The 20,209-nt window shown below is 39.0% G+C and carries 27 protein-coding genes and 1 riboswitch; of the genes, 25 read left to right on the forward strand and 2 right to left on the reverse strand.

Annotated elements, in window-relative coordinates:
- Positions 1-2: 2 nt before the first annotated feature.
- Entirely contained in the window at positions 3-137 is a 135-nt protein-coding gene (locus tag QUF49_RS04790; protein WP_289494599.1) for a hypothetical protein, read from the reverse strand.
- Between the two features lie 26 nt (positions 138-163).
- Here QUF49_RS04790 and QUF49_RS04795 point away from each other — a divergent pair, with 26 nt between their 5' ends.
- From QUF49_RS04795 to QUF49_RS04815, 5 genes are all read left to right on the forward strand, one after another.
- Positions 164-400, forward strand: coding sequence for a hypothetical protein (locus QUF49_RS04795; RefSeq protein WP_289494600.1), 237 nt, complete (start codon positions 164-166; stop codon positions 398-400).
- A 152-nt stretch (positions 401-552) separates the two neighbouring features.
- Positions 553-912 (forward strand): arsenate reductase family protein, encoded by a 360-nt coding sequence (locus QUF49_RS04800; RefSeq protein WP_289494601.1) that lies wholly within the window; start codon positions 553-555, stop codon positions 910-912.
- Between the two features lie 51 nt (positions 913-963).
- Positions 964-1,113 (forward strand): multidrug transporter, encoded by a 150-nt coding sequence (locus QUF49_RS04805; protein ID WP_289497720.1) that lies wholly within the window; start codon positions 964-966, stop codon positions 1,111-1,113.
- 56 nt (positions 1,114-1,169) lie between these two features.
- Positions 1,170-1,556: a glycine cleavage system protein GcvH gene (gene gcvH / locus QUF49_RS04810; RefSeq protein ID WP_066239057.1), complete on the forward strand. Its 387-nt coding sequence runs from the start codon at positions 1,170-1,172 to the stop codon at positions 1,554-1,556.
- A gap of 62 nt (positions 1,557-1,618) precedes the next feature.
- Positions 1,619-1,858 carry a YusG family protein gene (locus QUF49_RS04815; protein WP_289494602.1) on the forward strand — a complete coding sequence of 80 codons (240 nt, stop codon included), beginning with the start codon at positions 1,619-1,621 and terminating at the stop codon, positions 1,856-1,858.
- Positions 1,859-1,935: 77 nt separating this feature from the next.
- On the opposite strand, the gene QUF49_RS04820 is transcribed toward QUF49_RS04815, so the two are convergent.
- Positions 1,936-2,256: a KGG domain-containing protein gene (locus tag QUF49_RS04820; RefSeq protein ID WP_289494603.1), complete on the reverse strand. Its 321-nt coding sequence runs from the start codon at positions 2,254-2,256 to the stop codon at positions 1,936-1,938.
- Positions 2,257-2,494: 238 nt separating this feature from the next.
- Between QUF49_RS04820 and QUF49_RS04825 the strand changes: the two genes are divergently transcribed.
- The 20 genes from QUF49_RS04825 (at position 2,495) to nfsA (ending at position 20,197) form a co-directional block, all read left to right on the forward strand.
- Positions 2,495-2,842: a toprim domain-containing protein gene (locus QUF49_RS04825; RefSeq protein WP_289494604.1), complete on the forward strand. Its 348-nt coding sequence runs from the start codon at positions 2,495-2,497 to the stop codon at positions 2,840-2,842.
- 2 nt (positions 2,843-2,844) lie between these two features.
- On the forward strand, positions 2,845-3,888 hold the full coding sequence (locus QUF49_RS04830; RefSeq protein ID WP_289494605.1) for a PQQ-dependent sugar dehydrogenase: 1,044 nt from the start codon (positions 2,845-2,847) through the stop codon (positions 3,886-3,888).
- A gap of 11 nt (positions 3,889-3,899) precedes the next feature.
- Positions 3,900-4,238 (forward strand): thioredoxin family protein, encoded by a 339-nt coding sequence (locus tag QUF49_RS04835; RefSeq protein WP_289494606.1) that lies wholly within the window; start codon positions 3,900-3,902, stop codon positions 4,236-4,238.
- A 471-nt stretch (positions 4,239-4,709) separates the two neighbouring features.
- Positions 4,710-5,465 carry an RNA polymerase sigma-I factor gene (gene sigI, locus QUF49_RS04840; RefSeq protein ID WP_289494607.1) on the forward strand — a complete coding sequence of 252 codons (756 nt, stop codon included), beginning with the start codon at positions 4,710-4,712 and terminating at the stop codon, positions 5,463-5,465.
- Positions 5,466-5,555: 90 nt separating this feature from the next.
- Complete coding sequence (locus tag QUF49_RS04845) at positions 5,556-6,692, forward strand: anti-sigma-I factor RsgI family protein (RefSeq protein ID WP_289494608.1); 1,137 nt, start codon at positions 5,556-5,558, stop codon at positions 6,690-6,692.
- 120 nt (positions 6,693-6,812) lie between these two features.
- Positions 6,813-7,157, forward strand: coding sequence for a hypothetical protein (locus tag QUF49_RS04850; protein ID WP_289494609.1), 345 nt, complete (start codon positions 6,813-6,815; stop codon positions 7,155-7,157).
- Between the two features lie 80 nt (positions 7,158-7,237).
- A riboswitch (SAM riboswitch) is annotated at positions 7,238-7,365 on the forward strand.
- Positions 7,366-7,681: 316 nt separating this feature from the next.
- Entirely contained in the window at positions 7,682-8,707 is a 1,026-nt protein-coding gene (locus QUF49_RS04855; protein WP_289494610.1) for a methionine ABC transporter ATP-binding protein, read from the forward strand.
- Positions 8,700-9,368: a methionine ABC transporter permease gene (locus QUF49_RS04860; protein ID WP_289494611.1), complete on the forward strand. Its 669-nt coding sequence runs from the start codon at positions 8,700-8,702 to the stop codon at positions 9,366-9,368. Before QUF49_RS04855 ends, QUF49_RS04860 begins: the two co-directional genes overlap by 8 nt.
- Positions 9,369-9,395: 27 nt before the next feature.
- A complete protein-coding gene (locus tag QUF49_RS04865) occupies positions 9,396-10,214 on the forward strand; it encodes a MetQ/NlpA family ABC transporter substrate-binding protein (protein WP_289494612.1) in 819 nt (272 codons plus the stop codon).
- Between the two features lie 278 nt (positions 10,215-10,492).
- Complete coding sequence (locus QUF49_RS04870; RefSeq protein ID WP_289494613.1) at positions 10,493-10,873, forward strand: carboxymuconolactone decarboxylase family protein; 381 nt, start codon at positions 10,493-10,495, stop codon at positions 10,871-10,873.
- Between the two features lie 254 nt (positions 10,874-11,127).
- On the forward strand, positions 11,128-11,280 hold the full coding sequence (locus QUF49_RS04875) for a hypothetical protein (protein WP_289494614.1): 153 nt from the start codon (positions 11,128-11,130) through the stop codon (positions 11,278-11,280).
- Between the two features lie 257 nt (positions 11,281-11,537).
- Positions 11,538-12,323, forward strand: coding sequence for a Fe-S cluster assembly ATPase SufC (gene sufC, locus QUF49_RS04880; protein WP_197129591.1), 786 nt, complete (start codon positions 11,538-11,540; stop codon positions 12,321-12,323).
- A 19-nt stretch (positions 12,324-12,342) separates the two neighbouring features.
- Entirely contained in the window at positions 12,343-13,641 is a 1,299-nt protein-coding gene (gene sufD, locus QUF49_RS04885) for a Fe-S cluster assembly protein SufD (protein WP_289494615.1), read from the forward strand.
- Positions 13,641-14,861 (forward strand): cysteine desulfurase, encoded by a 1,221-nt coding sequence (locus tag QUF49_RS04890; protein ID WP_289494616.1) that lies wholly within the window; start codon positions 13,641-13,643, stop codon positions 14,859-14,861. Before sufD ends, QUF49_RS04890 begins: the two co-directional genes overlap by 1 nt.
- Positions 14,851-15,297: a Fe-S cluster assembly sulfur transfer protein SufU gene (sufU, locus tag QUF49_RS04895; RefSeq protein ID WP_289494617.1), complete on the forward strand. Its 447-nt coding sequence runs from the start codon at positions 14,851-14,853 to the stop codon at positions 15,295-15,297. Before QUF49_RS04890 ends, sufU begins: the two co-directional genes overlap by 11 nt.
- Positions 15,298-15,351: 54 nt before the next feature.
- Positions 15,352-16,749: a Fe-S cluster assembly protein SufB gene (gene sufB / locus QUF49_RS04900; RefSeq protein WP_066397332.1), complete on the forward strand. Its 1,398-nt coding sequence runs from the start codon at positions 15,352-15,354 to the stop codon at positions 16,747-16,749.
- 401 nt (positions 16,750-17,150) lie between these two features.
- Positions 17,151-17,522, forward strand: a complete 372-nt coding sequence (locus QUF49_RS04905; protein WP_289494618.1) for a hypothetical protein — start codon at positions 17,151-17,153, stop codon at positions 17,520-17,522.
- Between the two features lie 614 nt (positions 17,523-18,136).
- Positions 18,137-18,517, forward strand: coding sequence for a VOC family protein (locus QUF49_RS04910; RefSeq protein ID WP_289494619.1), 381 nt, complete (start codon positions 18,137-18,139; stop codon positions 18,515-18,517).
- 759 nt (positions 18,518-19,276) lie between these two features.
- Entirely contained in the window at positions 19,277-19,402 is a 126-nt protein-coding gene (locus QUF49_RS04915) for a hypothetical protein (protein WP_289494620.1), read from the forward strand.
- Positions 19,403-19,450: 48 nt separating this feature from the next.
- Complete coding sequence (gene nfsA, locus QUF49_RS04920) at positions 19,451-20,197, forward strand: oxygen-insensitive NADPH nitroreductase (protein ID WP_289494621.1); 747 nt, start codon at positions 19,451-19,453, stop codon at positions 20,195-20,197.
- Positions 20,198-20,209: the final 12 nt, after the last annotated feature.

Below are 20,209 nucleotides of genomic sequence, written 5' to 3' on the forward strand. Positions count from 1 at the left end.
GCTTATGAAAGCGAGTTGATTTCCGTTCCAGGCGCTCGCTTTCCGCGGGGCAAGCGGTGAGCCACATTTGTACGTTTCACTTTTAAGTGTCTCACCTGCCCGCTTGTCCCGCAGGAGTCTCCCGCCTTGCACTCCAATCAACTGTCACAGAAGAAAATGAGTTTTGAAAGCAGCAATTCTTAAGAAAAAAGAGGCTAACAATAAAAACTTTGCAAGTTCTAATAAAAAGTTCGAAAAAAGCACCATCAATCCAGAAGTTCGGTCAGTTTATCCACGAGTTTTAGCTCTCAATCCAGAAATTTCAGCTGTTTATCCACGAGTCTACAATCATCGACAATTTCCGCTCCTGCCTATACCCTCACCTTCTTCCACCCAAAAGCTCTCCGATATTATAATGTGAGCATTTTACGGCAGAAATCCAGCACACGCCAACTAAAAGCGGGCGTCATAAAAAAAAGTGATGCATCCTGAATAAAACAAATTTCGCAACGTGAAGAATTTCTTGTTTTATTGGTGACACTAGTTTGTGGTACTATGAAAAGGGGTGATATAATGCTACTGAAAGTGTATGAATATCCAAAATGCTCAACTTGTCAAAAAGCCAAAAAGTGGCTGAAAGAAAACGAAGTAGCCTTTGAGCCTGTACATATTGTGGACAATCCGCCTTCAAAAGAAGAGCTTAAGAATTTGATCCAATTAAGCGATTTGGAGATCAAAAAGTTCTTTAATACGAGCGGAATGAAATACCGCGAGTTGGGTATGAAAGAGAAAATGAAAACGGCTACAGACGAAGAGCTTCTTGAACTTTTGGCAAGTGATGGCATGCTCATCAAACGGCCGATCGCAACAGATGGCAAACAAGTAACAGTAGGCTTTAAAGAAGAACAGTACGAAAACGTCTGGAAAAAATAAAAAATGTTGCTGACTATAATAGAGGCTCTTTTTTCTTGCTTCATCTGCAAGTTGATTGGAGTGCAAGGTGGCGAGACTCCTACGGGACGAGCGGTCAGGTGGAGACTTCTAATGGCGCAAAGCGGCAGAAGGCTCACCGTGCGCCCCGTGGAAAGCGAGCTACCTGTAGCGGAAATCAACTACTTTCAAAAGCAGCAATGAAATAAACCCTTTATTGTAGTTACTATAAAAACAAAGAAAAGCTGGAGGGATTACTCATGGAATTTCCAAAAGAATTACGCTATTCAGAAGAGCACGAGTGGACAAAAACAGAAGAAGGCAATAAAGTTCGTATCGGTATTACAGCATTTGCACAAGACGAACTCGGAGATATCGTGTTCGTTGAACTTCCTGAAGTTGGAGATGAACTTACTGCAGACGAGCCATTCGGTAGTGTAGAATCTGTTAAAACAGTTTCTGAACTTTATGCTCCTGTATCTGGAAAAGTTGTTGAAGTTAATGCTGATCTAGATGACAGCCCAGAACTTGTAAACGAATCTCCATACGAGAAAGCATGGATGGTTGTTGTAGAACTTTCAGATTCCTCTGAGCTTGAAAAGTTAATGACAGCTGAACAATACGAAGAATTAATTAAAGAAGATTAATGAAAACATTCTCTTCAGGAAAGAATAGGCTTACTGCTATTCTTTTTTGGAGGGATTTTTTTATGAACGAAGACAGACGCGATGTAACATCGAGAGTATTTGGAAAAATGAAAGGCGGCTCCATGTCCCTTTACTTGGATAAAGATGAAATTGGTCAGATTCGTTTTACCAATCAGGGAAACATGTATGAGATGTCTGAGGGTTTTGAATTTGATGCAGATAAAATTTACAAACGTGAAAAGCCAGTGGAGCTTCCTAATCCATCAAAATATGTAGATGAGTGTGATAAGGGCTGGTGCTAGTTCGGTCCCCAGAACGAGAGGATAATGTCAAATGAGTAGTTTGACATCATCCTCTTTTTCAAATTATTTTTTAAGTATCAACCATTCTTTTGACGTTCAGCACTTCCGCCTTTTGCACCGATTTTTTGATAAAAACCTTTATCTTGATTCTTAGATGTGGCGGCTCCACCTTTTTTTCCGATCTCTTGATAAAATGTTTTGCTATGTGTATTGGATGTGGAGCTTCCGCCTTTTCTTCCGATTTCTTGATAAAAATCACTGCTGTGCTTTTTAGCGGTTGAAGTACCGCCCTTTTTCCCAATCTCTTGATAAAATTCTTTTCCCCGGGATTTGGACGTTTTTTCTCCCCCTAAACGACCTGCATCAGCTCGGCTCATTTTCTGCTCTGTTTTTGCCATGAGTGACTCCTCCATAATTGGTTTTATGCCTCCTATTTCCCTTAAATTGAAGTGCATCAAACACGTTAACAAGGAATTAGTACAAAACGCATATAACGGAGGCCTATTGGTAGGAAAATAGGAAAAAGGGGTATAGTAATAAAGAACATCTCTTGCAGGATTTTAATAAAATAAAGCAAATATATAACTAAGCGATGCATTCATTTTATAGTTCTTCAATGTATAGGAGAGATGAGTAATGAATGAAAGCAAAAACAAAGTGATCATTGTTGAAGGAAAGTCAGACAAAGATAAACTAGCGGCCATCTTAGATGAACCGGTTGAAATCATTTGTACGAACGGAACATTAGGTTTGGATAAATTAGAAGAGCTTGCATTAGCAATAGAAGATCGAGATGTTTATATCTTAGTCGACGCTGATGATGCAGGCCACAAATTAAGAAAACAGCTGCAGCGTGAACTGCCGAATGCAGAGCACTTATATATTAATAAAATGTACAGAGAAGTTGCAAAAACACCGCTGATGTATCTTGCAAAAGTATTGGTAGGTGCACACTTTAATATTCATAAGAATTGTTTAGGATAATTATGAAAATAATATCTTTGACCATATTAACGGCTTTCTCGATATTCAGTGGATGCAGTTCTTTAAATAAAGGCGAAGTAAAACCAGATTCACATGAAACGATTGTGAAAAAATTAAATATTCCGTGGCAGATTAACGGCACCCAAAACGAAATGTGGATTAGCGAAAGATCAGGGGGGCTTGTTTCAATAGGGCCAAAGCATAAAAAAACCTCATACACCCCTGAGTTTTCGTCAGCTTTATCTGATGATGGGGAAGGAGGTTTTCTTGGTTTTGTGTTGGATCCGAATTTCAAAACAAACAAAATAGCCTATGCTTATTACACATATGAGAAAAAGGGAAGATTGTTAAACCGAATCGTTAAAATGAACTTTGAGACAGGAAAATGGATTGAAAATCAAATTCTTCTTGATGACATTCCAGGTGGTTTTACACACAATGGTGGCAGGCTTGAATGGGGACCAGATAAAAAGCTGTATATCACAACAGGGGATAGCGGTGATGAGAACCTTTCACAGAATTTGGACAGCCTTGCAGGTAAGATTTTAAGAATAAACAGCGACGGGACGATTCCTAAAGATAACCCTTTCTATCCATCCCCTGTTTATACATATGGCCATCGAAATCCTCAAGGAATGACTTGGGATGAAGAAGGCACCATGTATGCCGCTGAACATGGATCATCGAACTATGACGAAATAAATAAAATTAGTCCTGGTAAGAACTATGGCTGGCCTGTTATACGTGGAAATGAAAGAAGAGAAGGTATGGAAATTCCATGGATCCACTCTGGCAAAGAAACGTGGGCGCCTTCTGGGATACATTACAAAAAAGGATTCATTTATATAGCATCATTACGAGGAGAAAGTGTAATGAAAGTTAAGACATCTTCCAAAAAGCGAACCTTAATTGTTACCAATGAAGGACGTATTCGTGATATTCTAGTTGATGGAAATGAAATGTACATTGTAACGAACAATACAGATGGAAGAGGGCAGCCATCTAAAGATGACGATCGGTTGCTAAAAGTTCCATTAGAAAAATAATGGAGTAATTTATGAATGAAATCACACGAAATAACTGGGATGCCGTTATCGAGCAATCGCTAAGCAAACCTTACTTTCTATATTTAGAAACGCCGCTTTGCGGAACATGTAAAATGGGAAAGAAGATGTTTGAAGTTGCGGTAGAAACCATTCGCGTTCAAAAAGGCGAAAATGTTGCAGTAGGAATAAGTAATATTAATGAAATGCCCGAGCTAGCTTCAAAATATGGCGTAACTAGCGTGCCGTGTTTACTAATACTTTCGAGGGGAATCGTCATTAATCGAATTTATGCGCTCCAATCAGCAGGAAATATTTATCAATCAATGTTGAAAATTGTTGAAAAGGAATAAATAGGTTGAAAAAAATGTGTGAAACACCCCACAATTTTTTTATTTCGTCCTAATTCTATAAAAAAATCACTTTTTCGGGGGTTAAAACCCAAGAAAAAAATGGTAATTTAATGTCGCTGTCACACTTCTTTGTAACAAAAAGGAGTGTGTTTTTTCTTTTATAAAAATAGCGTTAAGCACTATGCAAAAGGGTTTAATGAGTTTTCATGAAAATTATCAGTTTGTTTTGTTTATTCAGTATTTTAACGATAACGTCACAAATGTTACGAGCGTTGTAATATTGTTATAGAACTGTATCCTACAAATGTCAAAAGTCATGGTATAAATGAATAGGAGAGCTTGTTAGCATGTTTGCTCCCGTCTTAATTGTGGTAAATAAGAATGATTTTATTTTTAAAACAAAAACAAACGAATTTTAAATAAACCGAACAAAACAGAAAGCAATTTTTCTAACAGAGGTGATTGATAATCATGGCATCTTTAAACTTAAATGCAGTATTTCCGATTGCAAAAAATAAACTAACTAGCATAGAAGATAAGGTTTTAACGATCCAAGAAAGAAACGATGAGAAACTTAGGAATGAACTTATAGGTGATTACCAACCATTTATTAAGAAAGTAACTTCTAAAGTTTGTTCTCAATATATAGATCGTACAATGGACGAGTTTAGTGTAGGTCTTTTTGCCTTCAATGAAGCAATCGACCAATATCAAGAAGGCCAAGGAAGCCGTTTCTTATCATTTGCTGATATGGTTATTAGACGCAGAGTGATTGATTATATTCGAAAAGAAGTACGCCAGAACAGACTGATCTTCTTACAGCCAGACGAGGAAGATGAAGAAGGACGTTTAGAAGAAAGTTATGCAGAGCAAAAAGCTGCGATGGATCATTTTGAAGGCCAGATTCAAGTTGAAAATCGTGTATATGAGATTGAAGAGTACCAAAAGTTACTAAAAACATTTGGATTAAACTTTAAAGTATTAAGCAAACATTGTCCAAAGCACGTAGATGCACGTGAAAATGCTAAAGAAATTGCACGTTTATTAGCTGAAAACGAAGAACTTGCCGCATTTTTAAAGGAAAAAAAGCAATTGCCAATAAAAGATTTATTAAATATGGTATCCTGTAGTCGTAAAACCATAGAGAGAAATCGAAAGTATATAATAGCAGTATCACTTATATATTTAGGCGATTTTCAAGCGCTGAAATCTTACATTCAGCCATAAGGTGAGGTAAAGATGATTACATGGTAAGAGAATTTCAGCTTCTCTTACCTGTAATTTATACTGATCCTGCTACATGCGGGAGGGATATCATTGAAAAACGGCAGCGGCATTGTCATTGAAGTTCAGAATAAAAAAGCAACACTTCTCATGAAGGATGGAACATTTGTTTCGGTAAGAGTCCCAGCAGGAAAAAGGCCTCTTATAGGCAAAGAGTATCAGGCTTCTTATTTTTCGCAAAGAAAAAGGAGTCTTTTTGTGTTGCCATCCATTTCTTTATCTATAGCAGCACTAGTTGCCTTTCTTTTTTTCTCAGGCTTTATCCCTTATACCAGTAAGCAAGCAGCTGCAGCCTATGTCAGTTTTGATATTAATCCAAGCCTGGAAGTTGGCGTGGATGAGGATATGCGTGTCGTGGAAATTGATGCTTTTAATAACGAAGCAGAACATATCATAAAGAAATATGAATTTTCTAAGGATAAGTCCATACCGCTTGAACAATTCGCAGATCAACTGATAAAAGCATATGAATCAGAAGGTTATATGGACGATAATCAATCCATGCTGATCACTTCAGTCTCAGACAGCTCAAGCGATAAAAAGACTAAAAAAGAGCTGGATAAAGCATTGAATACTATTGTAAAAAAAGCTGTTGTTCAATATCCTGTGGCAATCACTGTTACAGAATCGAACGAAGATACTCGCAAAAAAGCAAAGCAGCTTGGAGTATCATCGGGTAAATATACTGCATTCCAAAAAGCAAATGAAAATGGAAGAACATATAAAGAAGAAAAGATCAAAGAAGTTAAGTTTCAAGAACTGAAGGTTAATACAGCTTCTTCAAAAGATATTAAAGTAGTTCCGCATCCTCGTAAGATTAAGTCATCACAGCATGAAATTAAGCAAAAATCTGATAAGCCTGTCTTGGATCAAAAGAAACGAGAGCATGATCATAGCCACCATAACAAGAAAGCACAAAAAGATCTTGTGAAAGCTCAAAAGCCGATCAAAATAAAGGCAGACGAAAAACAAGTTAAAAAAAGTAAGCACAACCATATAAGCATTAATAAAAAGCAAAATGAAAAAAGACCTGAAACAAAAAATGCTGTACCTAAAAACGGATATGAATCGAGAAATGCTGGTAAGCCACAAAAGCAAAATCACAAAAGTGATAACAAACAGCAACACAAACAGCAACAAAAACAGCAAAAAAATGAACATAAGCACTAATTTTGAGTAAACCTGTCGTAATACCAATTACGATTTCTTGCGACTGTCGAAGAGTTTATAAAGGTATGTGAATATTCCTCTCGAATCGGTGAAGTAACAACCAATTCGGGGGGGATTTTTATGTTAGATATTTACTACTTTGAAAGCCAGATTGCCAAAAGCCCATATCTTTCACTTTATAATATTCCTGTGAAACCCAGCTTCAAATTCAAGGATGAAACGACTCTCAAAATAGAATACAGAGAGGGAGTAAGGAATCGGACTGTAACATTTACAGGGAATCCGAAATATCTTTCCTTAATGTTAGAAGGGAAGATGAAGCTAAGTACGCTGCTGAGGCAAGAGATGATAGAGTTCCATGGAACACTAAGGCAACGATTAAAATGGGAAGCCATCTTTTACTTAAGTTCGCATTGGGAACAAATCTCCGCAGGTGTTTTAGTTAGAACTGCAAAAAATATTTGACACAAATCGACAAGGATGATAATATTCTTCACAGTGATTCAAAACATGTAACGCTTTAACTTAATAAAGTAACACTTTTTTACTTATCACGAGAGGTGGAGGGACTGGCCCTATGAAACCCGGCAACCGCTAGAACTTATGCATTGCATTTGATCTAGAAAGGTGCCAATTCCTGCAAGACTTTTATTAAGGTCTTGGGAGATGAGGAGAACGTGCATAGAATATTATATGCCTTTCTGCTCATATTGAAGCAGAGAGGCATTTTTTGTTTGGCTATGATTAAAGAATATTTGTTTTAGTAAATTCTTAAAAAGACATCATTGCCAAGTTGATTGGAGTGCAAGGTGCGAGACTCCTGCGGGACAAGCGGTCAGGTGAGACACTTAAGAGTGAAACGTTACGAATGTGGCTCACCGCCTGCCCCGCGGAAAGCGAGCACCTGAAAAGGAAATCAACTACCTTCAAAATCAGCTGTGAGAATTCAATAAACAGCTTTATTTTTTATAAGAAATGAGGTAAGAATCTTGATTAATCTACAATCAGTCCGTAAAGTCTTTCAAACCAAAGATGGTGAAGTGAAGGCTGTTGATACGGTGGATTTAAACATAAAACAAGGAGAAATATACGGAATTATCGGTTACAGTGGTGCAGGAAAGAGTACCCTTATTCGTATTCTGAACATGTTAGAACGTCCGACTAGCGGCACCGTTACAATCGGTGGTAAAAACATGTCGGAGCTTTCTTCAAAAAAGTTAAGAGAAGCAAGACAAGAAATCTCGATGATCTTTCAGCATTTCAACCTGCTATGGTCTAGAACGGTGAGAGAAAACATTGCTTTTCCACTTGAAATTGCTGGCTATCCGAAAGAAAAAATCAAACAGCGAGTTGATGAACTGATCGACCTAGTTGGATTGGAAGGACGCGGTGGATCATATCCATCACAGCTAAGTGGCGGTCAGAAGCAGCGTGTTGGTATTGCTCGTGCACTTGCGAATGAACCAAAAGTTCTTTTATGTGATGAAGCCACTTCAGCACTTGATCCTAAAACGACAGACAGCATTCTGGATCTGCTCGTTGAAATCAACCAGAAGCTCGATTTAACGATCGTTCTTATCACACATGAGATGCACGTAATCAGAAAGATCTGTCATCGTGTAGCTGTAATGGAAAAAGGAAAGGTCGTTGAAGAAGGCGATGTACTGAATGTCTTTAAAAATCCGAAAGAACCCATCACGAAGGATTTTGTGAAACAAGTAACAGAGCCTGAAGAAACTGTTGATACGATCAAACAATTTATTGAAGAGTTCCCAGAAGGGCGAATCGTTCAGCTTACATTTATAGGTGGCCGAGCAGGGCAGCCATTAATTACAGAATTAATTCGAAATTACGAAGTGGATGTAAATATTCTGCAAGGTAAAATAACACAAACTCAAAATGGACCTTATGGCACGTTGTTTATCCAGATTAAGGGTTCAGAATCTGCACTATCTCGCGCAATGGAGTTCTTAAATAGTGTGCAGGTTGAAGTAGAGGTGATTCATAATGCTTAGTAAATGGTTCCCAAACGTACAATGGGACGTTCTTTTAGAAGCGACGAAAGAAACATTATATATGTCTGCTATTTCAGTCGTGATTACATTCATCCTAGGCTTAGCACTCGGACTGGCCTTATTTTTAACATCTCCTGGAAACTTATGGGGAAATAAATTTTTAAACAGTGTAATAGCGATAATCGTTAATGTATTTCGTTCGATTCCGTTCATTATCTTAATTATTTTATTGATTCCATTTACACGCTTTATCGTTGGTACGATGCTTGGTGCAGAAGCAGCACTTCCAGCCTTAATTGTTGGAGCAGCACCATTTTACGCTCGTATGGTTGAGATCGCTTTGAGAGAGATTAATAAAGGGGTCATTGAAGCTGCGAAGTCCATGGGTGCTACAAACACTCAGATTATTTTCAAGGTTTTAATTCCTGAAAGTACACCAGCTCTTGTGTCAGGAATTACAGTTACAGCGATCGCACTAGTAAGTTACACGGCAATGGCCGGAGTTGTTGGTGCGGGAGGCTTAGGTAACTTGGCTTACATGGAAGGTTATCAACGAGATAACGCGGATGTAACATTGATTTCCACAGTCCTTATCCTGGTTATCGTATTTGTAATCCAATGGATTGGAGACCGTGTTACAACTGCATTAGACAAGAGATAACGTTTAGACAACAAGGAGGAATTTCACATGAAAAAAGTATTATCAGTCCTTTTATTAGCTGTCCTTACAGTAGCGCTTGCTGCTTGCGGGAATAAAACAGAAGGTGGAATTAGCGACGAGAAAATCGTTGTTGGCGCATCTAACGTTCCACACGCTGAAATCCTTGAAGAAGCAAAACCTCTTTTAAAAGAAAAGGGCGTTGAACTTGAAATTAAAACATTCCAAGATTACGTGTTGCCGAATAAGTCATTAGATGAAAAAGAAATTGGTGCAAACTATTTTCAGCACGTTCCTTATTTAGAATCACAAATGAAAGATCATGGCTATAAGTTTGAAAACGCTGGCGGAATCCACATCGAGCCGATCGGTGTTTACTCGAAAAAATACAAATCATTAGATGAATTGCCAGAAGGCGCAACAATCATCATGTCTAACTCTGTAGCTGATCACGGCCGTATGCTTGCATTGCTTGAAAAAGAAGGTTTGATCAAAGTTAAAGAGGGTGCTGGATACGAAGCACAAGTAAAAGATATTGCTGAAAATCCAAAGAAACTTAAATTTAAAGCTGACGTTGATGCAGGAATGCTGCCAAAAGCATATAAAAACGGTGAAGGTGATGCTGTACTCATCAACACAAACTATGCGATTGATGCTGGCCTCAATCCACAAAAAGATGCTATTGCACTTGAAGGAACTGATTCACCATTCGTAAACATCATCACAGTGCGTGAAGGTGACAAAGATAAGAAATCAGTAAAAGCATTAGTAGAAGTATTACGTTCAAAAGAAATTCAAGCTTTCATTGAAAAGAAATATGAAGGCGCAGTAGTACCGGTAACGAAATAATTGAGGGAGAACTGACTTGAACTTTTAAAGTCAGTTCTTTTTTTGATTGAAAATGGTTTTACAGCACTTTTATAGTCCTTCAACAAACTTTATAGGCCTACAATTTTTTTTATAGGCCCTTAAAATTAATTTATGGTCCTTCAAATTTTTTTATAGTCCTTCAAAATCATTTATAGGCTTTTCGACAAAAGGACAAAACTTACGATGTTTATTACATAACCGGCTTGCGAATAACTCATACTAATCCTGTTTACTATTTTGTGACAGGAGTGAATGAGATGAAACAAGAAGAACAGCCGCTGCCAGGCGCTAACTCGACTCAATACCACTTGATTCGTTATAAAGAAGGTTTAGGAAAATACAACGAAAATATGCCTGAATTAACTCATGCTTTTAATGAATTTACCCGCCACTGCTTTAAAGAGGGTGAGATCTCTGAGAAGTATAAGCAGCTGATCGCTTTAGGAATCAGTATCTATTCTCAAGATGAATATTGCATTATCTATCATACAAAAGGCTGTTTAGATCAAGGGTGTTCTGAGAATGAGATCTTAGAGGCCGTTGGTGTTTCTGCTGCATTTGGCGGTGGTGCCGCTATGAGCCAAGGTGTGACACTCGTTCAAGAGTGTATTCAAGAATTAAATAAGCCGCGTCATTAGAGAAAAGTTTTAACTTCCATACTTTTCATGTTTTAGAATCAGCCAAAGAGGTTATTGAAGAAATATAGCGTTTTTAGCAGGATATCGCAGAGAATATTTCGTGTCTCTTCAAAAGAACATTATGCTCCAGCAAACACCTTAATTTCAGTACGAGAGCAGATTGAGTATAACGATTTATGCTGATACGCTATAACTACTAACTTTGAAAGGATTGATTCATTATCCACCCCATTAAAGTAAAACATACGTCCGAGATGGAAAAAGCAATGCACCAGTCGCATGGCTGTGGCTTTGCAGAGTATGAGAGGGATTTAGATAAAAGGTTAGACGTTGAAAAAAATCGTGATAAAGAGTATAAAAAAGGATTAGAAGTAGCGGCAGATGCAACTAAGAACCATACGCCGTAAAACTTTAATATTAAAATTGTAAAAGGCTGACTCAAATGGTGTTCTATTGCCTAATGAGTTAGCCTTTTTTCGGATTCATCGTGTTAAATAACGAAACATCTGTTAACAATGTAAGAGATAAATGAGGTTTCGGCGTCGTTCCCTTGAACATACATTTCATTTGTTATAAGATTAGAATGAGAATAAATTGAGAATGGCTATTTAGTGCCTTTTATCAAAAAATATCTTGAGAATGATTTCATATTGGAGGTTGTATTATGTCAGCACCAAATTTAAAGATTGAAGATCTTCGTGTATCGATTGAAGATAAAGAGATTATTAAAGGTTTAGATCTCGAAATAAATGGTGGAGAAATCCATGCAATCATGGGACCGAACGGAACAGGAAAGTCTACTCTTTCTGCAGCGTTAATGGGACATCCTAAGTATGAAGTAACTTCAGGTAAAGTTACGTTCAACGGTGAAGACCTTCTAGAGATGGAAGTAGATGAGCGTGCACAAGCTGGTCTTTTCTTAGCTATGCAATACCCTTCTGAAGTAAGCGGTATTACGAACGCTGATTTCCTTCGTTCTGCAATCAATGCAAAACGTGAAGAAGGCGACGAAATTTCACTAATGAAATTTATCCGTGAACTAGACAAGAAGATGGATCATCTTGAGATGGACAACGCGTTCGCTCACCGTTACTTAAACGAAGGTTTCTCTGGCGGAGAAAAGAAGCGTAACGAAATTCTTCAAATGATGATGCTTGAGCCAAAATTAGCAATCCTAGACGAGATTGATTCAGGACTTGATATCGATGCTCTTAAAGTAGTAGCAAAAGGTGTTAACGAAATGCGCAACCCTGATTTCGGTTGCTTGATCATCACTCACTACCAGCGTCTATTGAACTACATCACTCCTGATAAAGTACACGTAATGATGCAAGGACGTATTGTGAAATCTGGTGGACCTGAACTAGCTCAACGTCTTGAAGCTGAAGGGTACGACTGGATTAAAGAAGAGTTAGGAATTAAAGACGAAACTGTTGGTCAAGAAGCGTAAGCATTAAGGGGGACTATACATGTCAGTTGATACGAGCCTAAGATTTGATAAGGACTACGTAACCGGTTTTTCAAGCAGCAGACAGGAACCCGCTTGGCTGCAGGAACTTCGTTTGCAAGCATTGGAATTGGCTCAAGAGCTTCCGATGCCTAAACCGGACAAAACTAAGATCGATAAATGGAACTTTACAGAATTCAAACATGAAGCAACTGGCACTCCTGTTGCATTCAATGAACTTCCTGAAGATGTTAAGGCATTGATCGGTTCTGAAGAAGAAGCGAAAAATGTTCTTGTTATCCATAATGGAACACCTGTTTATTTTGCACTTGAAGAGTCCGTAAAGGGTCAAGGCGTTATTTACACAGACCTTTTAACAGCTGCAAAAGAGCACGAAGATTTAGTGAAAAAGTACTTTATGAAAGCTGTTGCGGTTGATGAGAACCGTTTACCAGCACTTCATGCAGCACTATTCGTTAATGGAGCATTTTTATATGTTCCAAAAAACGTTGAACTTTCTGCTCCAATTCAAGCGGTTTATTATCAAGACGATGAAGCAGCGATCTTTAACCATGTTATCGTTGCTGCTGAAGATAACAGCTCAGTAACTTATGTAGAAAACTACTTATCAACGAACGATTCTACAGATTCTGTAGCAAACATCGTGTCTGAAGTTTATGCAGGCAGCGGTGCTAAAGTTGTTTACGGTGCTGTAGATAACCTTGCAAAAGGTATGACAACATACGTGAACCGCAGAGGCCGTGCTGAAAAAGATGCTCGTATCGAGTGGGCGCTTGGTCAGTTTAATGATGGTAATACGGTTTCAGATAATACTACACACTTGATCGGTGATGGATCATTTACAGATACAAAGACTGTAACAATCGGACGCGGTGATCAAAAGCAAAACTTCGTTGCACAGATCTTTAACCACGGAAAACATTCTGAAGGTTATATCCTCACTCATGGGGTAATGAAAGATAGTGCTAGCTCTATTTTTAACGGTATTACAAAAATTGAGCACGGTGCTACAAAGTCCCACGGTGAGCAAACAGAACGTGTTCTAATGTTGAGTGAAAAGGCGCGTGGAGATGCTAACCCGATTCTTTTAATCGACGAAGATGATGTTACAGCAGGGCATGCTGCGTCAGTCGGAAGAATCGATCCGCTTCAAATGTTCTATCTGATGAGCCGCGGTATTTCTAAAGCTGAAGCTGAACGTTTGATCATTCATGGATTCTTGGCACCAGTAGTTAGCCAAATGCCTTTAGAATCTGTTAAAAACCGTTTAGTTGAGGTTATTGAAAGGAAAGTGCGCTAATGAGTGCAAACGAATGGAGAAAGCTGTTTCCTATCCTGGATCAGGAAGTTAACGGCAAACCTCTCGTTTACCTTGATAGTGCAGCCACTTCACAGAAACCAATACAAGTTATTGAAGCATTAGAAAAGTATTACAAAGAGTACAATTCAAATGTTCACCGTGGTGTTCATACACTTGGAACTCGTGCTACTGATGGCTATGAGGGAGCGCGTGAAAAGGTTCGCCGTTTTATCGGCGCAAAATCCACTCAGGAGATTATCTTTACACGCGGTACGACAACGGCAATCAATACGGTAGCAAGCAGCTATGGTATGGCTAACCTTTCAGAAGGCGATGAGATTGTGATCACTCCTATGGAGCATCACAGCAATATCATTCCTTGGCAGCAGGTGGCGAAAAAAACCGGTGCAACCCTTAAATACATTCCTTTGCAGCCTGATGGCACGATTGATCTAGGGGATGTTGAAAAAGCGGTAACAGAGCATACTAAGATCGTCTCAGTTATGCAGGTATCGAACGTACTAGGAACCATTAACCCAATCAAAGAGATTGCCGCAATCGCTCATAAAAACGGAGCGGTTATGGTCGTGGATGGTGCCCAAAGTGCGCCGCACATGAAAGTCGATGTTCAAGATCTTGATTGTGACTTCTTTGCCTTTTCTGCACACAAAATGTGTGGTCCTACAGGCATTGGTGTCCTTTATGGGAAGAAAGCGCTTCTTAATAAAATGGAACCTGTTGAGTTCGGCGGCGAGATGATTGATTTTGTCGGACTGCAGGAATCCACTTGGAAAGAGCTGCCTTGGAAGTTTGAAGGCGGTACACCGATCATCGCTGGTGCGATCGGTTTAGGTGCAGCGATTGATTTCCTAGAGGACATTGGTTTAGATAACGTTTTGAAACATGAACATGATCTGGCGGAATATGCGATGGAACGTCTTTCAGAACTTGAAGGTGTTACGATCTTCGGACCGAAAAAACGAGCTGGACTTGTTACCTTCAACTTAGATGACGTTCATCCACACGATGTGGCAACTGTTCTAGATTCTGAGGGGATTGCCGTTCGTGCAGGCCATCACTGTGCACAGCCGCTCATGAAATGGCTAGATGTAACGGCTACAGCTCGTGCAAGTTTCTATATGTACAACACTGAAGACGACGTCGATTCTTTTATGAAAGGCTTAACAACAGCAAAGGAGTATTTCGGTCATGTCTTCTAATTTAGATCAGCTATATCGGCAAGTCATCATGGACCATTATAAAAACCCGCGCAACAAAGGGGTTATTGAAGATGGTGCATTAACAATTAATATGAACAACCCAACATGCGGCGATCGCATACAGCTCACATTAAAAGTAGAAGATGGAAAGATTGAGTCTGCTAAGTTTGATGGTGAAGGGTGTTCGATTAGTCTTGCATCAGCATCCATGATGACACAAGCTGTAAAAGGTCTTGCCGTTGAAGATGCTGTAAAACTTGCAAAGATTTTTTATGATATGATGTTAGGGAACGACTACGATGCTGAATCCTATGACCTAGGTGACATCGAAGCTCTTTCTGGCGTTTCTAAATTCCCGGCTCGCATCAAATGTGCCACACTTGCGTGGAAGGCGATGGAGCAAGGAGTAGGAAAGCCTGAGGAAGAGGAAGAATAAGTTCCTTTTGATAATAAGTAATAGAGTGCCAATCCAGTAAGGAGGGATTCTGTAATGGCTAAGAAAATGCCGGATATCGGCGAATATAAATATGGTTTTAGAGATAAAGACGTTTCCATTTTCAGATCGAAGCGTGGGTTAACAAAAGAGATCGTTGAAGAGATCTCACGCATGAAGAACGAGCCTGAATGGATGCTTGAATTCCGTTTGAAGTCATTAGAGCAGTTCTACAAAATGCCTATGCCACAATGGGGCGGAGACATGAAGGACTTAAACTTTGATGATATTACGTACTATGTTAAGCCATCTGAGAAATCTGAAAAGTCTTGGGATGAAGTGCCTGCTGAAATCAAAGCGACTTTTGACAAGCTTGGAATTCCAGAAGCTGAGCAAAAATACCTTGCAGGTGTATCTGCACAGTACGAATCAGAAGTTGTTTACCACAACATGAAAGAAGACCTTTCAGACTTAGGTATTCTTTTCACAGATACGGATACGGCTTTAAAAGAGCATGAGGAGATCTTCCGTGAGCACTTTGGAACGATCATCCCTCCATCTGATAATAAGTTCTCAGCACTAAACTCTGCAGTATGGTCTGGTGGATCTTTCATTTACGTACCAAAAGGCGTTAAATGTGATACTCCACTTCAAGCTTATTTCCGAATTAACTCTGAAAACATGGGTCAGTTCGAACGTACGCTGATCATTGCAGACGAAGATAGCTCTGTACACTACGTAGAAGGATGTACAGCACCAGTTTATTCTACAAACTCACTTCATAGTGCGGTTGTAGAGATCATCGTTAAGAAGAACGCTTATTGCCGTTATACAACGATTCAAAACTGGGCAAACAACATTTACAACCTAGTTACAAAGCGTGCAGTTGCTGAAGAGAACGCAACAATGGAATGGGTAGATGGAAACATCGGATCTCGTCTAACGATGAAATATCCGGCTGTTATCATGAAAGGCCGCGGAGCGAAAGGTACTATCCTTTCTATCGCGATCGCTGGTAAAGGGCAGCATCAGGATGCAGGAGCAAAAGTATTGCACCTTGCACCAGATTGTTCTTCTACAATCGTTTCGAAGTCGATCTCTAAGCACGGCGGTAAAGTAACATACCGTGGTATTGCTCACTTCGGACGCAAATCTGATGGATCTAAATCCAACATCAAGTGTGATACACTGATCATGGATAACCAGTCCACTTCAGATACGATTCCGTACAATGAGATCCTTAACAACAACATCACATTAGAGCACGAAGCGACTGTATCAAAGGTTTCTGAAGATCAGTTGTTCTATCTCATGAGCCGTGGTGTTTCTGAACAAGAAGCAACGGAAATGATCGTAATGGGCTTCATCGAGCCATTTACGAAAGAACTTCCAATGGAATATGCAGTAGAAATGAACCGTCTGATCAAGTTCGAAATGGAAGGTTCAATCGGATAATATGTGAAAAGCCTTGGTATATAAGTGATATACCAAGGCTTTTTTATATTCTAAAATTTAGGATGCAATTTCATAGCAACTTGAATTTTTTCATTACTTCGATTCTCCATATTTAACAAAACAGCCCATTTCGTGTTAATTGGGCAAAAAAATGTTGAAGGACCACTTGCCTAAACAAAGAGATGGAATAGACATATAGTGAGTATATCTTTGAATGGCGTATGGGGGAGGAAACTGAAGTATGAATTCAAAGAATAAGACATATCAGTGTAAAAAAATCAAAAAAAGATATCACTGTAAAACATGTACGGAGTTTGAAAAACCTAAAAGCCTGTTCACATGTAATAAAAAAGATATAGATTCCTGTGGGCGTAATACGTGCGAGTGCAAATATGAGAGTTATGAGTGCAAATGCAAGCATGAGAAGTGCGAGTGCAAATATGAAAGTTATGAGTGCAAATGCAAGCATGAGAAGTGCGAGTGCAAATATGAAAGTTATGAGTGCAAATGCAAGCATGAGAAGTGCGATTGCAAATATGAAAGTTATGAGTGCAAATGCAAGCATGAGAAGTGCGAGTGCAAATATGAGAGTTATGAGTGCAAATGCAAGCATGAAAAGTGTAAGTGCAAATGTAAAAATCATGAACGGAAGAATCAATGTCACGTTTGCATGGAAATTATTTGTAAATGTAAAGAAAAGAAAAATAAGGGCCATAAGCATTGTCCAGACAAAATCAAAGGCTTTGATTTATGTAAGAAGAAAAAAGAACTAAAATGCTTTAAGCATTGCAGCCCCATCTCACAACCTTGCGATGGAATTTTTTATAATCAATTCACTAGCAGAGCGGATTTAGATTTCAGCGGTCTGATTGTAGTTGTGAACTCAGGTAATATTACCAATGGCTGCTCTATGGAAGTACAAGTGACTGATAGTGCCGGTACGTCTACCGTTGCGGTCATTAATCCAGGAGCATCTGTCCCAATATTTACAGATTCTTTGATTTCCCTTGATATTAAATGTTTTAAGAATGAGTCCGAAAATCCATTGTCAGGTACATGCAGCGGCGAAATCAAATATGATTTAGAGTACTATTTGGAAAGGGAAAGCAATAAACCTTTTTAGAAATTAGTTAAAATGAAGATTGTTTGTATTGGATGGCGATAGGCACAAAACATTCTGAAGCCATCATTAATCAAGTTTCATGATAGACCTATCAATTGGATAATCGTCTCAACTCCTTGGTGCATTTAAAATTATACCGAGGTTTTTTTTATTTTTTTCTCTATCTGTTTTATACACCTTGGTATTTATTAAACGATTCAAGAGGATATTTGCAGCGATTGTATAATTTAATAAGAATACTAAAAACATTCAGGGGTGTTATTTATGATTAACAAAGTCGGTCAAATTATGTTGTATGTTAATAATCAAGACGAGTCAGTAGATTTTTGGACGAAAGAACTAGGGTTCAGTGTCATTTCTGAAGAAAATAACGATCAAATGAGATGGATTGAAGTGGCTCCTTCAAAGGATGCAGAAACAAGCATCATTCTGCATAATAAGGAGTTCGTTGCAAAAATGTCACCTGGTTTAAATCTCGGCACACCTTCACTAATGTTCTTTACGGAAAATCTAGATCAGTTACATAACGAATTATCGAGCAAAAATATCACAGTCGGCGAGATTGTAAATATGCCTTCTGGCAGAGTATTTAACTTTGCAGATCATGAAGAAAATTATTTTGCTGTTATGGAAAAGAGTGAATAGCTAATAAAATGTTGATAGACAAGAAAGATTTAATACTGGGATTGATTAGGATGGAGCTGTTTTGATGAAAAGGCTAGTAATTGTCACAGAAGGAAAAATCTAAAGGATTGTTGCTTGTTGCTTTTCTATTTCACCATTTGCAAGTTGATTGGAGTGCAGGATGCGAGACTCCTACGGGACGAGCGGTCAGGTGGAGACTCCTAATGGCGCAAAGCGGCAGGAGGCTCACCGCACGCCCCGTGGAAAGCGAGCAACCTGAAGCGGAAATCAACCACTTTCGAAAGCGACAATGTATGCGAAAACTACCTTTAAAATAGAAAAAAGACGCCCAAAAGGACGTCTTTTTTGCGTATATTGCGGCGAGAGACAGCACTCCACATAGTGCTTTGCCTAACAGGCGCGTCAATCTCGTCTTATGCAATTAGCTCATCGCTAGAACAGTATACCACCTCTTCGCTTGAAAGAGAAGTGTTTATTCTAGGACTCAAATGGTTCGCTTTTTTGTATCCGAAAAAGATATAATGCAATCAACTAATATGTTTTGATTCTCTAATAGATTGTTGCTATTAGGTCATTTTTCATCCATAAGTTGATTGCCTTTAACATGGAATGCGACGAGTAAGGTTCGCTGTTGTTTTGGTTGTATACGCAGAATCTGAAATAAACACTTTCAAGAGCATTAAAAGGGAGTAAGCAGCCTTTCTAAAAGAAGATTCTTTCAAATCGTTCTCTACTTTGACATGTTGATTGGAGCGCAAGGTGCGAGACTCCTGCGGGACGAGCGGTCAGGTGAGACCCTTTAAGGCGCAAAGCGGCAAGGGGCTCACCGCACGCCCCGCGGAAAGCGAGCAACCTGGAGCGGAAATCAACTACTTTCAAGAGTAACAGTGCTTATAATGTAAGATTAACTTAATTTTAAAAGGAGCATACACGATGAACCAAGTCATTGAAACGATACTATCACACAGATCCATTCGCAAATTCAAAGACAAACCATTAAGTGAAGATATAGTCACAACACTCGTAAAATGCGCCCAATCTGCTTCTACATCGAGCTATCAGCAAGTTTGTACGATTATTGGTATAGAGGACAGGGAAAAGAAAGAAAAACTGGCTGAGCTTGCTGGCAATCAGTCTTATGTAGCCGATAATGGTTATTTCTTCGTCTTTTGCATAGATTACAATCGTCATAAGATTGCGGCTGAAATGAAAGAAACAGAGATTAAAGAAACCATTGAATCGACAGAAGCTTTTATTGTAGGAAGCGTAGATGCTGCACTCGCTGCTCAAAATCTATCGGTAGCTGCTGAATCACTTGGACTCGGTATCGTTTATATTGGAGGCATCCGTAATTCTCTGAAGGAAGTTTCAGATTTGCTAGGATGTCCTGAGCACGTTCTTCCGCTCTTTGGAGTAGCAGTCGGTTATCCAGACGCAGAGCCTGGGAAAAAGCCTCGGTTGCCACTTCCAGCTGTTTTTCATAAAGACAGCTATCAAAGTAAAGAAGAGACGAAAAACTTGTTAACAAAATATGAAAAGGAAACATCAGAGTACTATACGGAGCGAACGGACGGAAAACGTACAGAAGGGTGGGTTACTCAAATCACCGCTTCTATGGCGACTCCAAAGCGAACGTACATGAATGACTTTGTCCAATCAAAAGGATTAAATAGATTGTAATCACGTATAGGC

It is taken from the genome of Fictibacillus sp. b24 (assembly GCF_030348825.1).
In the GTDB taxonomy this organism is placed as follows: Bacteria; Bacillota; Bacilli; order Bacillales; family Fictibacillaceae; genus Fictibacillus.

What these genes read in the sequence shown, in the direction of transcription:
- QUF49_RS04800 (WP_289494601.1), top strand. Translation starts at nt 553, where the DNA reads ATGCTACTGAAAGTGTATGAATATCCAAAATGCTCAACTTGTCAAAAA.
- gcvH (WP_066239057.1), top strand. Translation starts at nt 1,170, where the DNA reads ATGGAATTTCCAAAAGAATTACGCTATTCAGAAGAGCACGAGTGGACA.
- QUF49_RS04815 (WP_289494602.1), top strand. Translation starts at nt 1,619, where the DNA reads ATGAACGAAGACAGACGCGATGTAACATCGAGAGTATTTGGAAAAATG.
- QUF49_RS04820 (WP_289494603.1), bottom strand. Translation starts at nt 2,256, where the DNA reads ATGGCAAAAACAGAGCAGAAAATGAGCCGAGCTGATGCAGGTCGTTTA.
- QUF49_RS04825 (WP_289494604.1), top strand. Translation starts at nt 2,495, where the DNA reads ATGAATGAAAGCAAAAACAAAGTGATCATTGTTGAAGGAAAGTCAGAC.
- QUF49_RS04830 (WP_289494605.1), top strand. Translation starts at nt 2,845, where the DNA reads ATGAAAATAATATCTTTGACCATATTAACGGCTTTCTCGATATTCAGT.
- QUF49_RS04835 (WP_289494606.1), top strand. Translation starts at nt 3,900, where the DNA reads ATGAATGAAATCACACGAAATAACTGGGATGCCGTTATCGAGCAATCG.
- sigI (WP_289494607.1), top strand. Translation starts at nt 4,710, where the DNA reads ATGGCATCTTTAAACTTAAATGCAGTATTTCCGATTGCAAAAAATAAA.
- QUF49_RS04850 (WP_289494609.1), top strand. Translation starts at nt 6,813, where the DNA reads ATGTTAGATATTTACTACTTTGAAAGCCAGATTGCCAAAAGCCCATAT.
- QUF49_RS04860 (WP_289494611.1), top strand. Translation starts at nt 8,700, where the DNA reads ATGCTTAGTAAATGGTTCCCAAACGTACAATGGGACGTTCTTTTAGAA.
- QUF49_RS04865 (WP_289494612.1), top strand. Translation starts at nt 9,396, where the DNA reads ATGAAAAAAGTATTATCAGTCCTTTTATTAGCTGTCCTTACAGTAGCG.
- QUF49_RS04870 (WP_289494613.1), top strand. Translation starts at nt 10,493, where the DNA reads ATGAAACAAGAAGAACAGCCGCTGCCAGGCGCTAACTCGACTCAATAC.
- QUF49_RS04875 (WP_289494614.1), top strand. Translation starts at nt 11,128, where the DNA reads ATGGAAAAAGCAATGCACCAGTCGCATGGCTGTGGCTTTGCAGAGTAT.
- sufC (WP_197129591.1), top strand. Translation starts at nt 11,538, where the DNA reads ATGTCAGCACCAAATTTAAAGATTGAAGATCTTCGTGTATCGATTGAA.
- sufD (WP_289494615.1), top strand. Translation starts at nt 12,343, where the DNA reads ATGTCAGTTGATACGAGCCTAAGATTTGATAAGGACTACGTAACCGGT.
- QUF49_RS04890 (WP_289494616.1), top strand. Translation starts at nt 13,641, where the DNA reads ATGAGTGCAAACGAATGGAGAAAGCTGTTTCCTATCCTGGATCAGGAA.
- sufU (WP_289494617.1), top strand. Translation starts at nt 14,851, where the DNA reads ATGTCTTCTAATTTAGATCAGCTATATCGGCAAGTCATCATGGACCAT.
- sufB (WP_066397332.1), top strand. Translation starts at nt 15,352, where the DNA reads ATGGCTAAGAAAATGCCGGATATCGGCGAATATAAATATGGTTTTAGA.
- QUF49_RS04905 (WP_289494618.1), top strand. Translation starts at nt 17,151, where the DNA reads ATGAGTGCAAATGCAAGCATGAGAAGTGCGAGTGCAAATATGAAAGTT.
- QUF49_RS04910 (WP_289494619.1), top strand. Translation starts at nt 18,137, where the DNA reads ATGATTAACAAAGTCGGTCAAATTATGTTGTATGTTAATAATCAAGAC.
- nfsA (WP_289494621.1), top strand. Translation starts at nt 19,451, where the DNA reads ATGAACCAAGTCATTGAAACGATACTATCACACAGATCCATTCGCAAA.